A 19,615-nucleotide genomic window follows, 5' to 3' on the forward strand; every position below is an offset into this window, starting at 1 on the left:
GGGTGATGGAGAGCGCGCGCGTGTCAGGGCGGTGACGTAGTCCTCGATGGTCTGGTGATGCCAGGTGACGGTGTTGCCAGCCAGTTGCGCTGGCGTACTCCGGGGTGGAAATAGTGGTCAACGACCCAGTTGGTGCGTGCTTGTCCTGTGCTCTGGCGAGCTTCGTGGGAGGTGATCACGGGGTGAACGACCGTGATCAGCAGGCGTCCGCCTGGTGATGGAGAGCGCCGGCAGGCCGCCAGGACGGAGTCGAGGTCGTCGACGTAATGCAGGGCCAGGCGGGAGACGATCAGATCGAAGGTGTGAGGAGGGCGCGGCCGATGGCGGCGCCCCCGCAGCCCAGGCGTCGACGCACTCGATCAGGACCTGTCGCAGTAAATCCGGTATTTACTGCGGTGCCACGCTGGCGGGTTATCGGGTAACGGAAGTCCGGATGACGATCAGAGCGGTCTTCCACGTGCGTACTCAGGTACCGGTGATGGGGGCGAGCCCGAGATCAGCCAGTACGGCGGCGCCACGGGCGGCATGCTCGCCACCGGCCAGCACCATCGTCCGCGCCACCTGGTAGCGGCAGCCGGTGGCCTCGAAGACGTCCGCGGTGGCGAGCAGGCGCTTGTGGTCCTGGTCGAGGAAGGCTTCTGCCCGCTCCACGATGGCGCCGGCGACCGGGTTGCCGGCCACCATGGTACGGGCGTCGGCGAGGCGGTCGCGTGCGTCGGGACTTCCGGCCAGAACGGTGGCCTCGGCGCGTATCGCCACGTACCAGTGCAGCCAGATCCAGGTCACCCACTTCCACACCTGACCGGGCTCGGGCGCCATCCGCTCCATGGCTTCCCCCGCGTGCCCGTGATGGAGCATGCGCATCGCGTCGAAGAGCGCCCCGTAGCCGTACGTGCGTTCGGATGAGTCACCGAGCCGCTCCAGAACCACCTGCCATTCGCGCTCGGCGTCGTGGTCGCCGCGGAAGTTGTGGATCATCGCCACTGCGGCAGCCGCCGGGCCGAGGGCCGCCTTGGCCGGGCTGTCGGCACGCCGCCACGCATCCAGGAAGCGCGTGCCGGCGGCGAGCAGCTCGCCGACGTCGCCCGCCAGCGCGTCGGCGACCAGCAGCCAGCTCGTGGCCCGATGGCCCACCTCGGCCAGCGCCGGATGGCCGGCCAGCTGCCGTCCCCACCGGAGGGCGTCGGCCAGGTTCCCCACGCCGAGGCTGGTCTGTACGGCCATGCCGAGCCCGTCGATCAGCTCGTGGATGCCGCCCGGCGTCTCCGGCTTGTCCGTCATGGAGAGCAGCGTGATGCGGCGCCCGGCTGTGGCTGCGCAGGCGAACGTGTCACCGGCCCAGGCGTGTGCCGCGGTGAGCGCGTCGAGCGCCGCGGACTCGGCGAGGGGGTCGCCGAGACGGTGAGCCAGCTCGACCGCACGTTCGGCGCGTGCAAGCGTTTGCGGTACGGCGTTGTCGGCCGGGCCCTGAACCGCGCCGAACGCGTCGCTGAGCACCCCGGCCTCCGCCAGCGCCACCGCCGCCTCGGCGGCGGGGTCGTCACCGGCCAGGCTCCGCGCTTCGCAGACCAGGGCGGCCGCCTCCTCCTCGGACGGGAGCTGCACGAACGTGCTGGAGAACCGGTACGCGGCGGTGGCGGCGGTGGCCAGGTCCACGGCGGCGCCGGCAGTGTCCCCGGCGTGGCGAGCGGCCTGCGCGGCGGCGCGGTAGAGGCGGTACGTGTCATCGCCGCGCGTACGGCAGCCCGCCACCTCCGCGGCCTGCCGGAGCATGGATGCGGTGGCGGCGGGATCGTCGGCGAGCGCGGACGCCTGCTCGAATCGCTGCTGCGATTCGCCGATCAGATGGCGGGTGAACGTCAGCTCAGCCAGGTGCCGCGCCAGGCGGTAGGCGTCCGCGCGCTGCTCCGGCTCGCTTGCCGCCCACCTCAGCCCTGCGCGGAGGTCATCGGCGACCGCGTCGAACCGGGACCGCCAGTCCGGCCCGGCCACCGCCAGAAGGGCGGCCTGGGTGAGGCACCAGCGCAGGTGCCGGGCCCGGGCACCGGCCAGCTCACCGGCCTGGCTGAGGCGTTCTGTCCCGTACTGGCGAATGGTCTCCAAGGCCCGGTAGGAGGTGCCCTTCGGGGCTGGCGTCACCACCAGCAGGCTCTGCTCGGCGAGCCGGGCCAGTCCGTCGGCGACCACATGCATCGCGAATCCGGCGACCTCGGCCGCCGCCGAGACGGTGAACGGCGCTACGAAGATCGACACCCGGCGCAGGAGCTCCTGGTCGGCCGGCTCCAGCAGGGCGTGGCTCCAGTCCAGTACGGCCCGCACCGAGCGGTGCCGCTCATCGGCGCGGGAGCCGCCGGTGAGCATGCGAAGCGGGTGGGACACACCGGCGGTGATGCCGTCCAGCCCCAGCGTCGGATAGCGGGCCGCGGCCAGCTCGATCGCCAGCGCCATGCCGTCCAGCCGCGCACAGATCGCGGCGATCTGGTCGTGCTGTGGCGGGTCCAGCGGCCAGCCGGCTGCCGCCGCCCGTTCCGTGAACAACGCGACCGCATCCGACTCGCCGGTCAGCGACAACGGCGGGACCTGATACACCCGCTCGAACGGCACCATCAGCCGGGCCTGACTGGTCGCCAGCACCCTCACGCGAGGGCAGGCCGCGAGCAGCGGCTCGAGAAACAGCGCCACCCCGTCCACGACGTGCTCACAGTTGTCGAACACCAGCAATGCCTGGCGGTCGGCCATCGCGGCGATCACCGACTCGGTCAAGTCGCGGCCGGGCTGCTCGCCGAGTCCCAGCGCACCCGCGACGGCGGTCGCGATCATGCCGGGATCGGTGAGCGGGATCAGGTCGACGAACCACACCCCGTCGGCGTACCGGCCGGCTACCTCCGCTGCCACCGCCAGCGCGAGCCGGGTCTTGCCCACGCCGCCCGGACCGACCGCGGTCACCTGGCGGTGCGCCATGATCATCTCGGACAGCTCTGCCCGCTCCTTGGCCCGGCCGATGAACGAGGTCAGCGGGGCCGGCAAGGGGACCGGCTCCTGATGAGGCTGAGAGCCGGCGGCGCGCTGGGCGAGCGCTCGCCGATCCGGCACCTCCAGCTTGCGCAGCAGTGAGGAAACGTGGCTCTCGACGGTGCGCACCGAGATGAACAGCTTCGCTGCGATCTCGGCGTTGCTGAAGCGGGCGCCGAGGAGCTCCAGCACCTCGGCCTCCCGCGGAGAGACGTCACCTTCTGTCGCCATAGTCCCATTCTGTCGTATCTGTTTCGTGTTCTCTCCGGGCCGGCGATCCGTGGTCGGTTCCGTGCTCTCCACGGATGCCCACCAACCGGGCCGGGATGAAGCTAGGAGCACAACAGATCGCGCTTACAGGAGCAATCATGATCAAGACAGTGCTGCATCCCGTGTCCGACCTGGCCAAGGCCAAGGAGGTCCACGCGGCCCTGCTCGGCCGCCGGCCGGACAACGACACTCCGTACTACGTCGGTTTCGAGGCCGACGGTCAGCACATCGGGCTGGTGCCGAACGGCGGACCGCAGAACATGACCACCCCGGTGGCCTACTGGCACGTGCCGGACATCGAGGCCAGGCTCGCCGAGGTGAGCGCCGCAGGAGCCACGGTGCAGGAGGCGGCGCACGACGTCGGCGGCCGCCGCCTGGTGGCCACCTTCACCGACCCCGATGGCAACGTCCTCGGCCTCATCCAGGACTGATCCGAGGAGAACGGCAATGACCTCCATGGACTCTGTCACGTTCGAAGTCCCCGACCCCACAGCCGCCGACGACTTCTACGCCACCGCTTTCGGGGTGGTCACGTACTCACCCGCGCTTCACAGGCGGGACCGGCTGCCGCGGGTACCTCATGTCGCTGGTGGTCTCCCAGCCGAGCACGGTGGACAGCCTCTTCGACACCGCCGTTCAGGGCGGTGCGACCATCCTGAAGCCACCCACGAAGAGCTTCTGGGGGTATGGCGGTGTCCTGCGTGATCCGTACGGCACGATCTGGAAGATCGCATCCTCCGCCAAGAAGGACGCCGGTGTTTCCATCGAGGGCACCGGCTCACACCGGCTCATCATCGGCACCGACGCCGGAACCCTCACCGACCCGGACGGGTTCACCTGGGAGGCCACCTCCCGCTCCGTCCGGTGAACCCGTCACCAGCCGGACGGCGTCAACGCGCCCGCCGTCCGGCCACCCCCTTCCTCGGCCATGGAGATGATGATCATGACCCGCCCGGCCCGCTCCCTCGACCAGCGGATCCGCGACACCCTGGACCGGCTCGAGCGCGACGTCGACGCCTGGTTCGCCACCGCCGACCCAGCCGGCTCGCCCTACCTCATGCCGCTGTCGTTCCTCTGGAACGGCCAGACCCTGCTCATCTCCACGGCCGGAACCAACCCCACGGCCCGCTTCCTGGAAGCGACCGGCACGATCAGGATCGCTTTGGGCCACACGCGCGACGTCATCCTCATCAATGCCGACCTCCGCGAGATGATCCCCGCCACCGAGATCCCGGACGAGGTCGGCGACGCCTTCGCTGCCAAGACCGGCTTCGACCCCCGCGAACAGCGCGGCGGCTACCCCTACTTCCACCTGGCCCCACGCCAGGTACAAGCCTGGCGCGAGGCGAATGAGCTCATCGGCCGCGACCTCATGACCGACGGCAAGTGGCTCACCAGTGACGCAACACCAGGACGGTAGACCCCCGATGCCCGTACAGCCTCAGTTCCGACCATCACCGGGTAGGCGGGCCGCGCCAGTCCTGGCCACGACGACGAAGACATCGCGGTGGCTGTTGCTGACGCAGGAACAAGCAGAACCCGGCCAATCCGACGTGAAAGGTAGTGACAGCACATGAACCGGCAGGTCAGCGAGAACCTTCTCGGCGTTGAGGACATCGCGCAGCAGCCCAAGAGGCGCGGAACGAGGTTCACGCTCAACGGCGCACTTTGGTCACTTCAAGTGTTGTTCGGCTTCTTCTTTGCCGGCAGCGGTTTCGGCAAGGTCCTGTTTGTCGACGGAGTTCTGTATGCGGCAGCGCCCCGGGCCGTGGCTTGGTACGCCGCGGTGCCGCAGCTCCTGATCGTCTTCATCGGGGTCTGCGAGGTGCTTGGCGGCGTCGGCCTGATCTTGCCGGCGATGACGAGGGTCAAGCCGAAGCTGACGCCGCTCGCCGCCGCCGGCCTGATGCTGACGATGATCCTCGCGGCCGGTTTTCATATCATGCGCAGCGAATACGCATTGGTGCCTGCGAATCTCTTGCTGGGCGGCGTCGCGGCGTTCATCGCGGCCGGACGATGGAGGCTGAGGCCCATCGCACCCGCAAGCATCACCACCTCACGCGTACTCAGGTCGTGCGCGGTCCTTGGCGCGCTGGTCCTGTTGGTATGCGCTCCGACGTGGTACACGATGACTAATGTCCAATTCTGATCACTCCATTTCACACGCCGACTGCCCCCGGCCACCTCGCAACATCGGCAGGGCGTCTCGGCCGAACTCACGCCACCTGCGCCCCCACCCCGGGGCGCCGGACATCATGCCCTGACGCCGAAGGAAGGACCGAACCTGTCCGCCGAAAGCCTGACCTGGCTCAACCAGAACACCCTGATCGGCTCCACGGCAAGCGTGGCACCGCCTGGCACTACCGCGCCAGCCACCAAGGCGGCGAGCCCGACCACTACCCCGGCCCGATCCCCGTCGACGACGTCAAGCGCCGCCTGTTCCACTGGGAGCCCGTCGAAGGCACCATCGAAACCACCTACCTGACCGGCGACGGCGTCACCCGCCTGTCCGACCCCGCCCGCAAAGCGATCATCCGCCCCGACACCGGCCGCGTCCTCGGCGTCTTCAAACAGGGCTTCCGCATCCACGAATACAAGCGCTGGCTCGTGGACCACATCGAGACCGTCCTGGACCACGAGCTGTCCATCGGCTCCGCCGCCCTGGTCATCGGCAACGCCAAGCGCGTCAAGATCAAGCACTCCCGCCGCTCCCTCGACCACGTCGTGGACGTCCGCGACGCCGTCGGCATCATCCACCAGATCGCCGACAGCTTCGCCGCCGAAGTCCACCGGCTGTGCCAGATCGACGTCTCCCGCAAGGACTGGACCGCCTTCCTCGACCCGCACGCACCCGTACCGGCCGAGCACGGCCGCAAGACCCGTGCGACCGCGGGATGGGGGGCTCGCCCCGAAGCGGACACCAGTCGCTATGCGGCGAGCAGCACTTTATCGACGGCCTGCTGTTCGTAGTCATTCGGGCTGAGGTAGCCGAGGCTCTCATGGACTGGCGCACGCCCAGCTCGGCGCAGACGGCGGCGAACTCGGCCGAGGTGTACTGCTCGAGTTCAAGGAGTCGTTGCAACACTGCTTGTCAGCGAGCATAGATGCTCGTTGTACGCCTCGGCGGGAGTACGCCAGCCGAGTGTCTTACGGGGGCGGCTGTTAAGTGTGGCAGCGACTGCATCCAGATCGTTTCGGCTGTGCCTGCTCAGGTCGGTGCCTTCGGGAAAGTACTGCCGAAGCAGACCGTTGGTGTTTTCGTTCGTGCCGCGCTGCCAGGGACTGTGCGGGTCGCAGAAGTAGATCTCCAGCCCGGTGTCGATGCACAGTAGAGCGTGCTGAGGGGCGCGGCCGAAGTTCTCCGGATGGGGCCCGAACGCGTTCTCGAGCTGGAAGAGACCGCCGTAGACGATGTAACGCCACGTCATGGTCGGCTTGATGCGCCTGCGCTGGAGAGCGTGACCGGCCTTCCAGGGGAGCAGAGTGCTGGCTGGAACCTGGAACACCGGCTCCCGCTCGTCCCGAGGGTCCGCTCTGGGCAGACTCGGCGGGCTGAACAACTCGCAAGGCCCGCCAGAACGCCATCGTGCGCGCGGCTGTCGTTCAGATGGCTCACGGCACTCCTTGCTAAGAGGTCCTAACAGAAAGATCAGCGGACGAGGCGTCGCCAGCAGATGATCGCCGCGGCGAGTGTCATGAAGGCTTCGTGGATGTCGTCGCGGATCTCCCAGCGGATGCGCAGGCGGCGGAACCCGTGCAGGAGCGCGATCGTTCTCTCGACCACCCACCGATGAACGCCCAGGCCAGAGCTGTGTGGGGTGCCGCGCCGGGCGATGATGGGCTTGATGCCGGTGCGCCAGACCAGGCGGCGGTACTTGTCATGGTCATAACCCCGGTCGGCGTACAGGCAGTCCGGCCGCTGACGCGGTCGGCCGACGCGTCCGCGTACCGGCGGAACGGCCTTGATCAAGGGCATGAGCTGCGTGACGTCGTTGCGGTGGCCGCCGGTCAGAGAGACGGCGAGGGGAATGCCTCCTCCTTCGGTGATGACGTGGTGTTTCGAGCCCGGCTTGGCGCGGTCGACCGGGCTCGGGCCGGTTTTGGGCCGCCCTTGAGCGCCCGGACATGGGAGCTGTCGATCACCGCCTTGGACCAGTCGAGCTGGCCGGCGGCGTGCAACTCGGCGAGCAGGAGCTGGTGCAGCCGGTCCCAGACGCCGGCGGCGTGCCAGTCGCGCAGCCGCCGCCAGCACGTCATCCCCGAGCCGAAGCCCAGCTCCTGCGGCAGGAACTCCCAGGGGATCGCGGTGTAGAGCACGAACAAGATGCCCTGCAACGCCAGCCGGTCATCCAGCCGCTTACGTCCGGGATGACGCCGGCGCCGTTCCACCTTCGGCAGCAGCGGCTCGATCCGTTCCCACAGACTGTCCGGCACGATCCACGGCAGTTGCTCGCCCTTCTTCACACGAAGATCAACGACCGGCAGTGTCGCGGGATACGGCCTAGATCATTTTGTTAGGACCTCTAAGGGGACTGCTCGACTTCGCCCGTTGACCTCATTCGGTCTCGGTACTGGAGCTTCAGAGCGACCACAGGTTAACGGACGCCCTACAGACATGAGCTGGATCGCGATGTTGCTCGGCAAGCAGGATAAGAGCGACCAGCAGGCCGGCCGCAGCGGAGACGCCTGCTGCGGCCCGTGCGGTCACACGTGGCATTCCGCGGTGCCAGCGAGGTAAAGGGATCAGGCACTTTGCCTGATCGCTACGTTCTGATTGTATTCGATTACCAGTAGTGACATGATGTGGCGTCGTGATTGGAGGGAGAAGCGATGTCACGCTGGGTGCTGGTAGCGACGGGAATGCTGACTGCTTCGCTGATGCTGTCTGGGCCCGTGTGGGCCTCCGGGCGACCGTGGAATGACGGGTACGGCCGATTCGGGCATGTGGAGATCAGCGCCGACCGCAAAAACGTGACACTGTGTGATGGTCTTGATGATAAGGACAAGGTGGCCGTGGAGTATCAGACGACGATAGGCCGGACGATCCTCCTGCAGGCCGGCCCGAAGCGCGGATGTGTTCTGGATTCGGTGTTCTTCGGCTCCATCAAGCGGGCCAAATTCTGCTACGGCCTCGACGCCGACCCTGAGGGTGGCTCGTGGCGCTGGTGCAACCCGGCACGCAACTTGTGAGACCAAAACCCAACTTCCGTGCAGGACTGAAGGAGCGGGTGTGCTGACTGGAGTCGCTTCCCGCGGGCTGCCGCAGTGGTCCCGTCAACGCAGTCCGGGGCTTGCCGCGCTCGCCGTACTGCTGGTGCTCGGTGGTGCCCTGGCCACGACTCTGCTGGTGATGCGCGCCGACGAGCGTACGTCCGTCATCCGTGTCACCGGGCGAATCGGCGCCGGTCAGCCCTTCGATCGGAAAGTGCTACAGGAGGCGCGGATCGCTGATGACGGGGCCTCGTACTGGTCCTGGTCCCAGCGTGATCAGGTGGCGGCGACCGTGGCCACGGTCACGGTGCTGCCGGGGACACTGCTCACCCGGCCGATGGTCGCGGGCGGTGACGGCGAAGTGGTTGCCGGAAGGGCGGTCAGGCTGGGGCTGGCGCTCAAACCTGGCCAGGCGCCGTACGACCTGCAACGAGGGGAACGAGTCCAGCTCATTCACGTGCCTGGGCGCGGGCGCGACTCCGAAGTGCCGGTTCTGGTCGCGGAGGAGGCGGTGGTGGACGGTGTGAGCTACACGTCCGGATCGGCCAGCCAGGCCACTGTCATTGTCGACAGCGTGGTGGCGCCCGTGGTCGCGGCCTACGCCGTCAGCGGTGAGATCGCCATCGCTGCTGTACGCGCCCAACCCTGATACCGGAGGGTTTGCGGAACGTCGTCTACGTGGCGTTCGGCTTGGTGGCCGGCCGGCCGTCCCACGGTTCGGGCGACAATCAGCGGGTCAGGTCGAAGCAGGCTGCTGATCATGGTCTTACGGCTGCATGCGAGCACCGTCGGCTGCCTACCAAGGGCGCAAAACAAAAGCCCTGCGGCTGCGAAACCGCAGGTCAGTGGCCTGGAATGCCGATCTAGGTGAGTGCCCCGGCAGGATTCGAACCTGCGGCACCCGCTTTAGGAGAGCTCGAGCCGTATCCAGTCCGATATGTCTACCCATAGGTGATATGTGGCTTCCGTTCGGTGTGAACGGCCTCCACAACGACCTCCGGCTTGCCTATCACTTGCTTGCTATTCGGCCTGGGCGGAACGAGATCCGTGGCGAAAGCCTCGCAAGGCGATCGTGCTCCTCGGATGCGGGTGCTCAACGCTGATCACAGTAGCCGGGACCTCGGCCGAGCTTCTCTCGGCGGGTGAATAGGGCAGGTCGGCAAAGGTGAGCGGTCGAAGTTCCTGTTTCCCAAGGTCGGGGGCTACATGCTGCGGAAATTGGGGTCCTCTCACGTCTCGGTGTAGGAGTATCGCGGGCCGGCCGCTTACTCCCAAAGTGGTAGCGGTACATTCCCGACGAGCTGTACCGGCCGAACTGCTCCAACTCCAGCTAGCCAACGCTTCCGCACGCATGGCAAGCTCGGCGCCTCCCGTCAGAGACCGACTCTTTCCGGGCAGGTGCGAGCTCGGTTTCGCGGCGCCCTCGCCCGGGTTCACCGCAGCCGAAGGGTCAGGTCACGGGCTTGAAGTAGTGCGCCCCCATGTACGTGCTCACCTGCCTGCCGATCTGGGCCCCCTGCACATCAGCCGAGCGGGTGTGAATGCCACCCCATACCCGGGCCTCGATGACCTCGGCGAGTGCCTGCGAGAAGCTGTGGAAATATCGGGTGGCTCCCGCATCGGGGCTGAACGCGCTGAAGGACAGGTCGTCCCGGCCGAAGAAGTGCGCCAGTGCCGACATGCTCGCCCCGGTGGAACAGGTGTGGCCGGAGGTGAAGTCGGGATGCGGCGGCGTGACGAGCAGGGGCTCCCAGTTGGGATCGGGCGTCGTGTCCGGATTGCCGTCGGTGCCGGCCTCCCGGATCGCGGTGACCGGCCGCCAGAAGTGCCAGGCCGCCTTCTCGCTGTTGCAGGCGATCGTGGCATCGGCCTTGGACAGATTCACCATCGCGTACATCCGCGCCGTCTGGAGTATGCTGAGCCGCTGCGTCGTCGCGAGCTGGCGCTTGATCTCCCAGTCGCCCCCGTTTCGGTCTTGCCACCAGATCGCGGACTGCGTCTGGTCCTTGGTCCTGACCGTGCTGGTCTTCGAGCCGATCACCTGGACCTCGTTGATGTCCTCGGCATAGCGCTTGCTGGTGAGCGCCGGCGGGCCGGAGGTGCGGAACATGGACCCGCTGGGGATGAGGAACGGCCTGAGGTGAGCTATCCAGGCGCCGCTCGAGGCGAAGGTGGGAGGAGTCGGCCGCCATTGACCAGGCTCGGTGCCCACGATCCAGGTCTGGTCGCCGCTGGCCCCGTCGTTCTTCCGCGCCACGATCATGGCCGAGGCGGCCCGACTGCCGACCGTGATGCCACGCTGCTTAAGTGCGCCGGCCGGAATCCTGGCCAGCGCCTCGTCGTACTGCGTCGTCAGCCTCTCCTGCTGCTCGGGGAACAGCGCGCTCAGCACCCGGTAGGCGGCGCTTGCGACGGCTGCGTCCATGGACGCGGCCCCCTTGACGCGAGGTGCGGTCAGATACGGCTGGTACGGAGTGCCCGCGATCGCGTTCACCGCGTCGTAGATGGCCCCGTGCACCATGGCAGCGCTCCGGGACTGCTCCGGCGGCTGCTGCTGGGCGACGTCCCACATGGCGGTCTGGGCGTTCCTGTCCCAGACGACGACCGCGTTGGCCCGCGGCGCCCCGTCCGATGCGTACGCAACTGACGAACCTAAGCAGATCGGCGACCCGGCGACGATTCCCGCGACGGCCACTCTGACGGCTTTCCGACGTAAGCAGGCGGTCAACTCTGCATGACTTGAGTGAGACATGCGAGCAAAGTACTATGCCCGTCTCACCCGTCACAGCAGCCCAACGACCGAATAGCCGATAGTGAGCGGGCCCAAAGCGCTGCGTTCTCGCCAGCGCAAGCCAAGCCGGTCGGTGTCTCCGCCCGCAGGGCGACGGCGGTGTCCGGTATGGGTTCGCCGACCCCACGAGTCCAGGTGCCGCGCCATGCCGCAGACGGAGGCCTCTCCCGGTGGGGTCAGCGCACCGCTTTCGAGCAGGGCGGCCGTGACTAGGCGCGAGTAGTGAACCGCGCCGGGTCTGTGGTCTCCACCGAAGCCGGGGTATTCACCTCAGAGGCCTGGCGATACCCGAGCACATAGCCGAGCCACCTGTCGCGAGGCCAGTCCATACATGTGACCAGCCACGTCATCGTCCTTGCTCATGGCCCGTCCGTTGACCAGGCGATGTTTGCCGCCTGCTGCGACGGAGCGGATGTGGGCTGCCTGCAGGACTTGTCGGGTCCTGTCACTGCTGATCGCGCACTGGCGCCAGTCGGATGGACCGACTAATCCTTCATGGCCTGGAACCGGGCGCGGCATCGGAACTGGCTGGACGGGTTCCGCGGCGTGCCGTCCCGGCACGCAGTTGGTCAATCCGCCGGCTCGCTCCCGGCGAGGCCGCCGAGGTCACGAAGCTGGTCCGGGACATCGCAAGGGGCCGGCGGGACCGACATTCTCATCAACCACGTCTCGCGGTCAGGTCCGCCAAATATGCGTCTTGATCGGACCGAGAATGCGGTTGGTGTGCGCTGCCGGTTGCCTTGGTTACGGAGCACGCCGTTCCCGATACTGAATACGATCTTTCTTTTATTTCTGACTCATGTGATCATCAGTTGGTTTTGCCATCTCTGTTCGAAAGGTTGTGAGTGGACACAAGCCGATCAGCGTCCGGCTTATCCGCCCGGACGCGCCGCCGCGCTGCCCTCGTGGGCGCATTTGTGCTCCCCATCTCGCTGATGGCCGCGCCCGTGAACGCCCAAAACTCAACGCCACCCCCCACTTCTGCGAATCAGCCAACTCACACCAATCCACCAGCAGGCAAGGCCGCGCCTACACACGTGGACAAAGCGCTGGACGCCGCCAAGGAAAAGGCCGCCGAGACCGGCAAGCGTGTGCCCCTGCCGTCCCGTTACACCGAGACGATGAAGGTGTGGGCGAATGCCGACGGCAAGACCCTCCACGCCGAAGTGAGCACCGAGCCGGTGCAGTTGGAAGTGCCCGACAAGGACGGCGGGAAGTCCTGGCATCCGGTCGACACCACGATCGTGGCCAAGGGTGACGGCACGCTTGCAGCCAAGCTGGTCAAGACGCCGCTGACCTTCGGCGGCGAGGGCGCCACCACCCTGGTCACCGCCAAGGACAAGGACGGCACTGTCAGCCTCGGCTGGGATCGCAAGCTGCCCCGGCCGACCGTGGACGGCAACACGATCACCTACCCGGACGCCGTGGCCAAGGGCGCTGACCTGGTGCTCGCCGCCCGCCCGAACGGCTTCACCCAGCAGGTGGTGCTACGCACCCGCCCACGCGGGTCGGTCAAGGTCAACCTGCCCATCACCCTGCCCCAGGGCATGACGTACGGCAGAGCCGCCGATGGCAAGCCGCAGCTCAAGTCGGCGCAAGGCGCCGCCGAGAGCGCCCCCTTGATGACACAGGCGGTCGACGCCAAGGCCGCTGAAGCACCCGACCAGGGCAAGATCGGCAAAGTGGACACCGCGGTGACCACCGACACCTCCGGCAGGTCCGCACTGGTCCTGACCCCTGACGCCGACTTCCTGGCCGATCCGTCGGTCACCTATCCGGTGATCGTGCCGATGAGCAGTGAGTGGATCGGAGCGGGAGACTCCTCCGACACCTTCGTCTCCAGCGTGCAGTACCCCAACTCCGCCACCCTGTTCACCTGGCTGCGGGCAGGAAAGTCGGCCGACGGAGAGCTGTGGCGCACCTACCTGCGCTATGTAATCAACGGCACCGACCTGGACTACGCCACGATCCACGACGCCGATCTGCGATTTTGGAACTACCACGCCAGCGGCTGCGGCACCACCGTGGGCGTGGGCATCGTCGCGCGCCAGCTCACCTCGGACTACCACTACTCCACCTTGACGTGGGCAAACCAGCCCTTCAGCACCGGCACCAACGCCGTGGTCGCCCCCGGCGGCTACAGCAACAGCCTGGCCGGCTGCTCGGGCAGCGGCGAGCTGTACCACTCGATCCAGAACATCGTGCAGGAGTGGGCGAACGGCGCGTCGGATTACGGACTGATGATCCGTGCCGCCACCGAGGGCGCCGCCGGGGCCAACTGGCGCCAATACCGCTCGGACCAGTACACCGGCAGCGACGGGCGCGGCCCCGTCCTGTTCGTCGACTACACGCCCGCGCCCCGCGCCTCGATCGCGTTCTCCACGCTCAACAAGTTCGACACGCTGCCGACCTATGAGGAGGCGGTCGCCCTTCAGGACTATCAGTCCGATGTAAACGAGACCGGGCCGGTCACCCAGGCCTTCACCTCGCTCATTCAGGGCGCTCGCAGCCCGAACGACGTAGTCGAAGCGAGCAAGGTGGGCGCGGACCAGATCGTCGTTCCAGAAGGAAGCAGCCCGGGAGGCGATGAGACCCAACCGCCCAGCGTGATCGGGGTGACCCCGGAGCCCGGAACCGTCGGCGTGCCCGTCGAGGCCACAGTCACAGCCACCTATTCCGAGGTCGTGTCCGGCGCCCAGATCGTGCTGAGGGCACCCGACGGTACGCCGGTCAATGGGGCGACCACGTATGACGGCAACGGCACAACGGTGGCGTTCACCCCTGCGCAGCCGCTGACCCCAGGAACCACGTACTCGGCGACGGCGTCGGACGCGCAGGACCTCTACGACAACGTGGCCGACGACTACACCTGGTTCTTCACCACGGCAGGGACGGACACGACGCCGCCCGTGATCATCGCCAAGAACCCGAACGCGGACGCGACCGACGCCCCGGTCGGCACGACGGTCTCCGCGACGTTCAGCGAGCCGGTGACCGATGCTCAGATCGTTGTCGAAGACGCGGATGGCACGGCCGTAGCTGGAACCGTCACGGCGACCGGGACGGTCGCCACGTTCACCCCGGCCGAGCGGCTGGCCGTGAACACGGCCCATCATGTGGAAGTGAACGGCGCCAAGGACGGCGCCGGGAACGTGATGTCGCCGGTGACGTGGACGTTCACCACTACAGCAGAGACCGACCCCGGCGACACCACATCACCGGCTGTGGTCAGCGCAACCCCGTCCTCGGGAGCCACCGATGTGGCCGTCGACACCACGGTCGCCGTGACCTTCAGCGAGCCGGTGCACTCCGCGGTGCTCCGGCTCCAGAATGTTGCAGGGGTCACAATCGCGGGCACGACCACCATGGACGCGGCGGCGACCACGCTCACCTTCACTCCGGTGCAGCCGCTCGCCGCCGGCGTCATCCACACTGTGGAGATCAGCGGCGCCAGCGACGCGGCCGGCAATGTCATGCCCCCGTCGGCCTGGACGTTCACCACGGCCGCGCCGCCTCCGGCGCAGCCGATCAATCCCAATCCATTCTTCGAGTCGACCATCGAGCCATGGACATCCTTCTACGACGTGGACGTGCTGTCACGCTCGACCACCCGGGCCCATCAGGGCGTGGCGTCCGCCAAGTTCGTGCCTGAGGTAGACACGTGGGGTTACGCGATCGAGGAGTTCCCGCTCTCCGGCGGGGGCGGGAACTATCGGCTGTCCGGCTGGTTCTACCTCCCGGAACCCGACCCGTTCGAGGTCGGATTCGACTACGGCGTGGAATGGTATGACGCCGACTGGGAGTTGCTCTCCACCGACAACCTCGCCGGTACGCCGACCGTCGGGCAGTGGCAACACGTGTCCGGGATCGTCACCGCTCCCGCCGGAACCGCGTACGCGATCATCAACGTGGGCGTCGGCACCACGATCTTCATGGACGAGCTCACGCTGACCCTGGAGACCGGGCAAGCGGCGGCGGGGACCGCCAAGCAGCCTGCGCCTCAGCACGCCCGCCGCGGAGACGTGGTCTCGCTGCACGACCGCGGCCAGGCAGGGGCGGCGCCCAAGGAACGTGCGCCTTCGACCCGGGCTTCGGTACAGGCATCGAACGGCGTGCTGGACTACGAACACGCCTCACTCGAAGAGTGCATCACAGCCCACAACGCCACCGGCCAGCAGCCCGGTGACGGGAAACCGGCCAGCGCCAGCCTGCTCGTCCGGCCGTACAGCATGTGCTGGAGCAGTTGGTACTACGTGATGGACTGGATTTGGGCCGCTTCCAGGGGCGGTTGGGTGCGGAAAGCGCTCAAGAACGGGGCCAAGTCGGACGCTCTGGAATTCCGCGCCACTTGGGTGATCAACACATATCTCGGCACGGCTGACGGTGAACACGTGGTGGGAGGTGGTGGTTACCGGCCCCAGGAGATCTCGGTGTGGACCCGCATCGGCGAGATCACCGCCTATGACGGAAACTGGGCCACCAACGAGGAGAACCAGCGGATCCTGGAACTCGAGGTCACGCCGAGCGGTGAGGCGGGCTCCACGTGCGCTCCCACCGCCGGGACCGACGTGGACCGCGACGACACCATCGCCGAATGGAAGGCGGACGGCGACGACTACTTCCGCTACGTCATGGGTGACACCGACAACGACCGGATCGACGTCTGCACGTTCCGCCCGATCCTCCGAGACGTTCACCAGGAATGGGCCCTCAAGCCCCTAAGGCTCTGGAACCAGATCGCCTACGACAACAGTTCGGGCCAGGTGAAGGGCAAGTGGATCGGCGGCGGCGATCCGTCCGACAATGACCCGCAGGAACTGCCTTACATCCCGCACGTACGCTGCGACTGGATACACCTGGGCGAGTCACAGACGGTTGAGACGGCGAGGGCCATGGCCGTTCCAAACGAGCCCACCGGATACAAGGGCGGCTGCATCCATCCGTTGGTGAAACGAATCTTCTCCATGAAGGAATCCCGGGACACCAGCTTCACTGCGGTCATCACTCATATCAAGGAAGCACGGAACCAAGCGACGAATAAGGGGACATTCCCGCCGCTGCGTGCCGGAGAGAACTACGGCGATCCGCTGAACCCTCCGCTCAAGGGGCCGTTCCAAAATGAGAAAGCAAAGGTGATGCGAGGAGACTGGCTGGCTTCCCGCGATACGACGGAGGGCAAATCCTTCATCAAGGCGACCGATGAGCAGGACAAGAACAACCGTAAGGTGTTCAGTCTGAATCCGAAGGACTATCCACCCAGCGGCCTGTTCCAGGTAGAAGGCAAGTGGTACACCAACAGCTGGTGCAAGTACTACTGGGAGGCGGTCTACAGTGCGGCCCCCAAACCCACATCGAAAACTGTCAACTGTGATGAGTTCCCCTGGGCCTCAACAACGCAGGGGGCCGCGACCGCGAATGGACATTTCTCCATCAAGGCCATCTCCGCGGCCGAGAACCAGTCCCACGGTGGCAAACTCGTGGCGTGGTATAATAGCCGGCGAGTGCTAGCCGGCGACAGCTTCTGGTACGAGATCATTCCGTAGCGATATAGTCGATTCGTGGCCGTCGGCTTCGTCCGGCGGCCACTTCGGCCATCCGATCCCCGAAATCGGAGCATCGTGACAAATCGCAACAAATTAGATCAATGGTCGTATTTCGAGGAGCGAGGCCTGGCGGCCAGGTTCGAGTGCTCGTGGGCCGAGGCACCCGACTACCGCGCGGTGGCCACCACGCTGCGAGCGGAGGAGGAGACACTCGCCTGTGACCTGAACCAGGCGCGGCGCTGGTATCGCGACTACGCAGAAGAACTCCTCGTGTGGGTGGCAGAGCAGAGCCCCGGCTGGGTCACGATGTTCACTGTGTCCGGATTGTTCCCGTGGCGGGCCCTTGAGTCGCTCCCGCAGCCCGGCGGCCGGGCCTACCACCTGTCCTACTATGCGGGCGAGATCAGCGAACCGGTCTACGTCAACGGGGGCGAGTGGGAAGACCTCCCCGCAGCGCACTGGGACCGCCCCAGGCAGGAGGGAGCAGGCCTCGTCGGCTCCTCCGACATCGCCCAGGAGATGAACTTTTACCTTGCCGCGCTCGCGTACACGACCGGCAGATTCATCGACGACACCTGGTTCACCAGGCCAGGACTGCTCTGCCGCATCCCGGACGGGGCATGGCCCCGTGAATGACCAGTGGGATTTCCTGCTTGTCGCGGGATTGGGTCGCGGATTCACCGGTACCTGGGTCGAATCGGGAGAAGCCGATGCCGTGGCCGCCCTGCTCGGCGCCGATCCCTCCAGTCGCCAGGAGTGCGACCTTGGGAGCGCCATGGCACACTACCGGCCGATGAGCTTCACCGAACGCATCTGGGCCGGCCCCCACGCCGACGGCTGGACACATGTCCTCACCATCAGCGGTCCACCCCCGGTGATCAACGGCCTGACGGAAGCGGGCCTGCGTTTTCTCCAGATCCACACCATGGATGCCCAGGTCCACGACCTCCTCTACGGCGACGGCGTTGCTACCGCCTGGGCAACCCAGCGCTGGTACGGAGAGGTCATTGCCGACCCCGGCTCCATGCTCGAGCCCTACCTCCGGGAAGTCGGTCGGCCAGCGATGCCGGGGGCCGTGCACTCCGGATCCTCGATCACCGAACCCGAGGACCACGGACGGATCTGCCTGGAAACCTTTCTTTTTCTCGCCGGGCGCATGAGCGGCCGATTTATCGACCGTGGATGGCTGAATGAGAAAAGGCACCTCTATACCGTTACGCCCGTCGCTGGAACGTGACGGAGCCGATCGTGATGGTGCCGTCGCCGTCGTACCAGAAGCCCGCGAGCCGTCTATGAGAACGGGTCCAAGTACGGACGATTTTAAACTCGGTCGTAGATACGACGCGGCCATGGCTGCCGAAGCGCTGCTTCCTGCTCCAGCGTGCTGAAGAGCACCCGTCTTTCAGGACGGAAGAGAGAGTTCGGCAGCAGCGAGGGTGGATTGTCGCGGCGAACGCCGGCGGGCATTCCGTTCGCCACCGGCACGAGGCACCGGTCATCGTGGAAGGCCAGGCGTCCGCGGCCAGCAGCATCACCGTTTCGGCCTCGCACGGCCATACCTCACCGGTCTGCGGATGCTGTGGTATCAGGGACGATGTCGGTGATGGCGGCGGGCAGGCCGGGCCCGGCCAGGACGAGGTGTCGTTCCGGTGGCCCTGCAGGGAGCAGGCTGTCGAGCGCCCGCGAAACGCCTCTGCATCAGGCCCGTCAGGGACGCCCACTCAGTTACCGCCCGAAACCAGATGTGCCAGTGTCACGGCGGCCGAGGCCTTCCACTGTGGGCTCCAGTAACTACGCGGATCGACGGGCGGCGTATTCGGTAGTTGCTCCCAGTCCATCCCCCACTGGACGGGGTTGGCGACGGCGACGGGGCGTACGACGTCTGGTTCCAGCCACACCGCCTGCCAGAACCCGCAGTCGGCCGACGCAGGTCGCCACCGGTCGGCCGCATTCCGTGCACGTGAGGTGGGGGGCCGTACTGGCCGTCCCAGCCGCAACAGCAGCCGCCTTAGCTTCGCTTTTTACTCGCCTGGTGTTGTGTCCAGGCGTTCCTCCGACTCCGCGAGAAGCTCTTGCCTGCTGCATAACTCGCCGAGCTTGCCCGTCGGAGCCGGCAATACCGGCACGGGCGCGGTGGTGGTGACGGAAGGAACACGGGCATTGCGTTCGCGTGGCGTTCGCCGAAGCTGCAACACTGGGACAACCGCCGCAGCCACTCCCGCTATCGTGCCCTCCAGGGCCACGGGATCCATTACCACACTGTACGAACCTACGAGGCGGAGTGTCCTGAAGAGTGTCAAGATCGCTTAGCGACGCTGACGGGGTGCAGGCGCCACTGCTGACGCCGGGCGTGCGCGTCAAGTCGGAGTTGCGCACGTGTTTGGCGTGATCAACGGCTGTAGCTGTCCGATGTCTTGGCGGTTGTAGCCGGTTACTGGACGCCCGGATATCTCAACATTAGGGTCTGACCTGGGGATACGTTCGCAAGATCATCCCGCACATGTCCCCTGATCATGGTCTTACGGCTGCATGCCGGCACCGTTGGCTGCCTACCAAGGTCACAAAACAAAAGACTTGCGGCTGTGAAACCGCAGGTCAGGGGCCTGAAATGCCGATCTAGGTGAGTGCCCCCGGCAGGATTCGAACCTGCGGCACCCGCTTTAGGGCGTGTATTGGGTTGTGATCAAGGGGTGGGTCGTGTGAGGTCTTTGATCCAAATCATCGCGCCACGAAGGTGGAGGCCGGCGATGTAGCTCTCAGGGGTCTTGTCGTAGCGGGTGGCGATGCC

At 66.6% G+C, this 19,615-nt stretch carries 15 protein-coding genes and 1 pseudogene; 10 read left to right on the plus strand and 6 right to left on the minus strand.

Annotated features, from left to right (window positions below):
• Positions 1 to 23 precede the first annotated feature (23 nt).
• Both ACBJ32_RS58230 and ACBJ32_RS58235 read right to left on the minus strand, forming a co-directional pair.
• Complete coding sequence (locus tag ACBJ32_RS58230; protein WP_375134214.1) at positions 24 to 338, minus strand: methyltransferase domain-containing protein; 315 nt, start codon at positions 336 to 338, stop codon at positions 24 to 26.
• 127 nt (positions 339 to 465) lie between these two features.
• The gene (locus ACBJ32_RS58235; protein ID WP_375134198.1) at positions 466 to 3,243 is read right to left on the minus strand and encodes a LuxR C-terminal-related transcriptional regulator; all 2,778 of its coding nucleotides are present in this window, start codon (positions 3,241 to 3,243) and stop codon (positions 466 to 468) included.
• Positions 3,244 to 3,380: 137 nt separating this feature from the next.
• Here ACBJ32_RS58235 and ACBJ32_RS58240 point away from each other — a divergent pair, with 137 nt between their 5' ends.
• The 4 genes from ACBJ32_RS58240 (at position 3,381) to ACBJ32_RS58255 (ending at position 5,431) form a co-directional block, all read left to right on the plus strand.
• Entirely contained in the window at positions 3,381 to 3,713 is a 333-nt protein-coding gene (locus tag ACBJ32_RS58240) for a VOC family protein (protein WP_375134199.1), read from the plus strand.
• A gap of 149 nt (positions 3,714 to 3,862) precedes the next feature.
• Positions 3,863 to 4,150 carry a hypothetical protein gene (locus tag ACBJ32_RS58245; protein WP_375134200.1) on the plus strand — a complete coding sequence of 96 codons (288 nt, stop codon included), beginning with the start codon at positions 3,863 to 3,865 and terminating at the stop codon, positions 4,148 to 4,150.
• A 75-nt stretch (positions 4,151 to 4,225) separates the two neighbouring features.
• Positions 4,226 to 4,702 carry a pyridoxamine 5'-phosphate oxidase family protein gene (locus tag ACBJ32_RS58250; RefSeq protein WP_375134201.1) on the plus strand — a complete coding sequence of 159 codons (477 nt, stop codon included), beginning with the start codon at positions 4,226 to 4,228 and terminating at the stop codon, positions 4,700 to 4,702.
• Positions 4,703 to 4,855: 153 nt separating this feature from the next.
• Positions 4,856 to 5,431 (plus strand): DoxX family protein, encoded by a 576-nt coding sequence (locus ACBJ32_RS58255; RefSeq protein ID WP_375134202.1) that lies wholly within the window; start codon positions 4,856 to 4,858, stop codon positions 5,429 to 5,431.
• Positions 5,432 to 5,535: 104 nt separating this feature from the next.
• On the opposite strand, the gene ACBJ32_RS58260 is transcribed toward ACBJ32_RS58255, so the two are convergent.
• Positions 5,536 to 5,871 (minus strand): hypothetical protein, encoded by a 336-nt coding sequence (locus ACBJ32_RS58260; protein WP_375134203.1) that lies wholly within the window; start codon positions 5,869 to 5,871, stop codon positions 5,536 to 5,538.
• Positions 5,872 to 5,889: 18 nt separating this feature from the next.
• Here ACBJ32_RS58260 and ACBJ32_RS58265 point away from each other — a divergent pair, with 18 nt between their 5' ends.
• Positions 5,890 to 6,252 carry a DUF932 domain-containing protein gene (locus ACBJ32_RS58265; RefSeq protein WP_375134204.1) on the plus strand — a complete coding sequence of 121 codons (363 nt, stop codon included), beginning with the start codon at positions 5,890 to 5,892 and terminating at the stop codon, positions 6,250 to 6,252.
• Between the two features lie 95 nt (positions 6,253 to 6,347).
• Here the strand turns inward: ACBJ32_RS58265 and ACBJ32_RS58270 are convergent.
• Positions 6,348 to 6,620, minus strand: a pseudogene (locus ACBJ32_RS58270) (IS30 family transposase); the annotation flags it as partial.
• A gap of 311 nt (positions 6,621 to 6,931) precedes the next feature.
• A protein-coding gene (locus ACBJ32_RS58275) for an IS5 family transposase (RefSeq protein ID WP_375134215.1) occupies positions 6,932 to 7,728 on the minus strand; the annotation gives its coding sequence in 2 pieces (ribosomal slippage) (positions 6,932 to 7,386 and positions 7,386 to 7,728; 798 coding nt in all).
• A 384-nt stretch (positions 7,729 to 8,112) separates the two neighbouring features.
• Between ACBJ32_RS58275 and ACBJ32_RS58280 the strand changes: the two genes are divergently transcribed.
• Together ACBJ32_RS58280 and ACBJ32_RS58285 are read left to right on the plus strand one after the other, a co-directional pair.
• On the plus strand, positions 8,113 to 8,472 hold the full coding sequence (locus tag ACBJ32_RS58280; protein WP_375134205.1) for a hypothetical protein: 360 nt from the start codon (positions 8,113 to 8,115) through the stop codon (positions 8,470 to 8,472).
• 40 nt (positions 8,473 to 8,512) lie between these two features.
• Positions 8,513 to 9,142, plus strand: a complete 630-nt coding sequence (locus ACBJ32_RS58285; protein ID WP_375134206.1) for a hypothetical protein — start codon at positions 8,513 to 8,515, stop codon at positions 9,140 to 9,142.
• Between the two features lie 801 nt (positions 9,143 to 9,943).
• Here ACBJ32_RS58285 and ACBJ32_RS58290 read toward each other — a convergent pair.
• A complete protein-coding gene (locus ACBJ32_RS58290; protein WP_375134207.1) occupies positions 9,944 to 11,188 on the minus strand; it encodes a phosphatase PAP2 family protein in 1,245 nt (414 codons plus the stop codon).
• Between the two features lie 1,133 nt (positions 11,189 to 12,321).
• Between ACBJ32_RS58290 and ACBJ32_RS58295 the strand changes: the two genes are divergently transcribed.
• The 3 genes from ACBJ32_RS58295 to ACBJ32_RS58305 all read left to right on the plus strand — a co-directional run bounded on the left by ACBJ32_RS58295 (position 12,322) and on the right by ACBJ32_RS58305 (position 18,064).
• A complete protein-coding gene (locus ACBJ32_RS58295) occupies positions 12,322 to 16,827 on the plus strand; it encodes an Ig-like domain-containing protein (RefSeq protein WP_375134208.1) in 4,506 nt (1,501 codons plus the stop codon).
• 75 nt (positions 16,828 to 16,902) lie between these two features.
• On the plus strand, positions 16,903 to 17,463 hold the full coding sequence (locus tag ACBJ32_RS58300) for a hypothetical protein (RefSeq protein ID WP_375134209.1): 561 nt from the start codon (positions 16,903 to 16,905) through the stop codon (positions 17,461 to 17,463).
• On the plus strand, positions 17,456 to 18,064 hold the full coding sequence (locus ACBJ32_RS58305; protein ID WP_375134210.1) for a hypothetical protein: 609 nt from the start codon (positions 17,456 to 17,458) through the stop codon (positions 18,062 to 18,064). Before ACBJ32_RS58300 ends, ACBJ32_RS58305 begins: the two co-directional genes overlap by 8 nt.
• Positions 18,065 to 19,615: the final 1,551 nt, after the last annotated feature.

The organism is Nonomuraea sp. GTA35, assembly GCF_041950525.1.
Taxonomy (GTDB): Bacteria; Actinomycetota; Actinomycetes; order Streptosporangiales; family Streptosporangiaceae; genus Nonomuraea.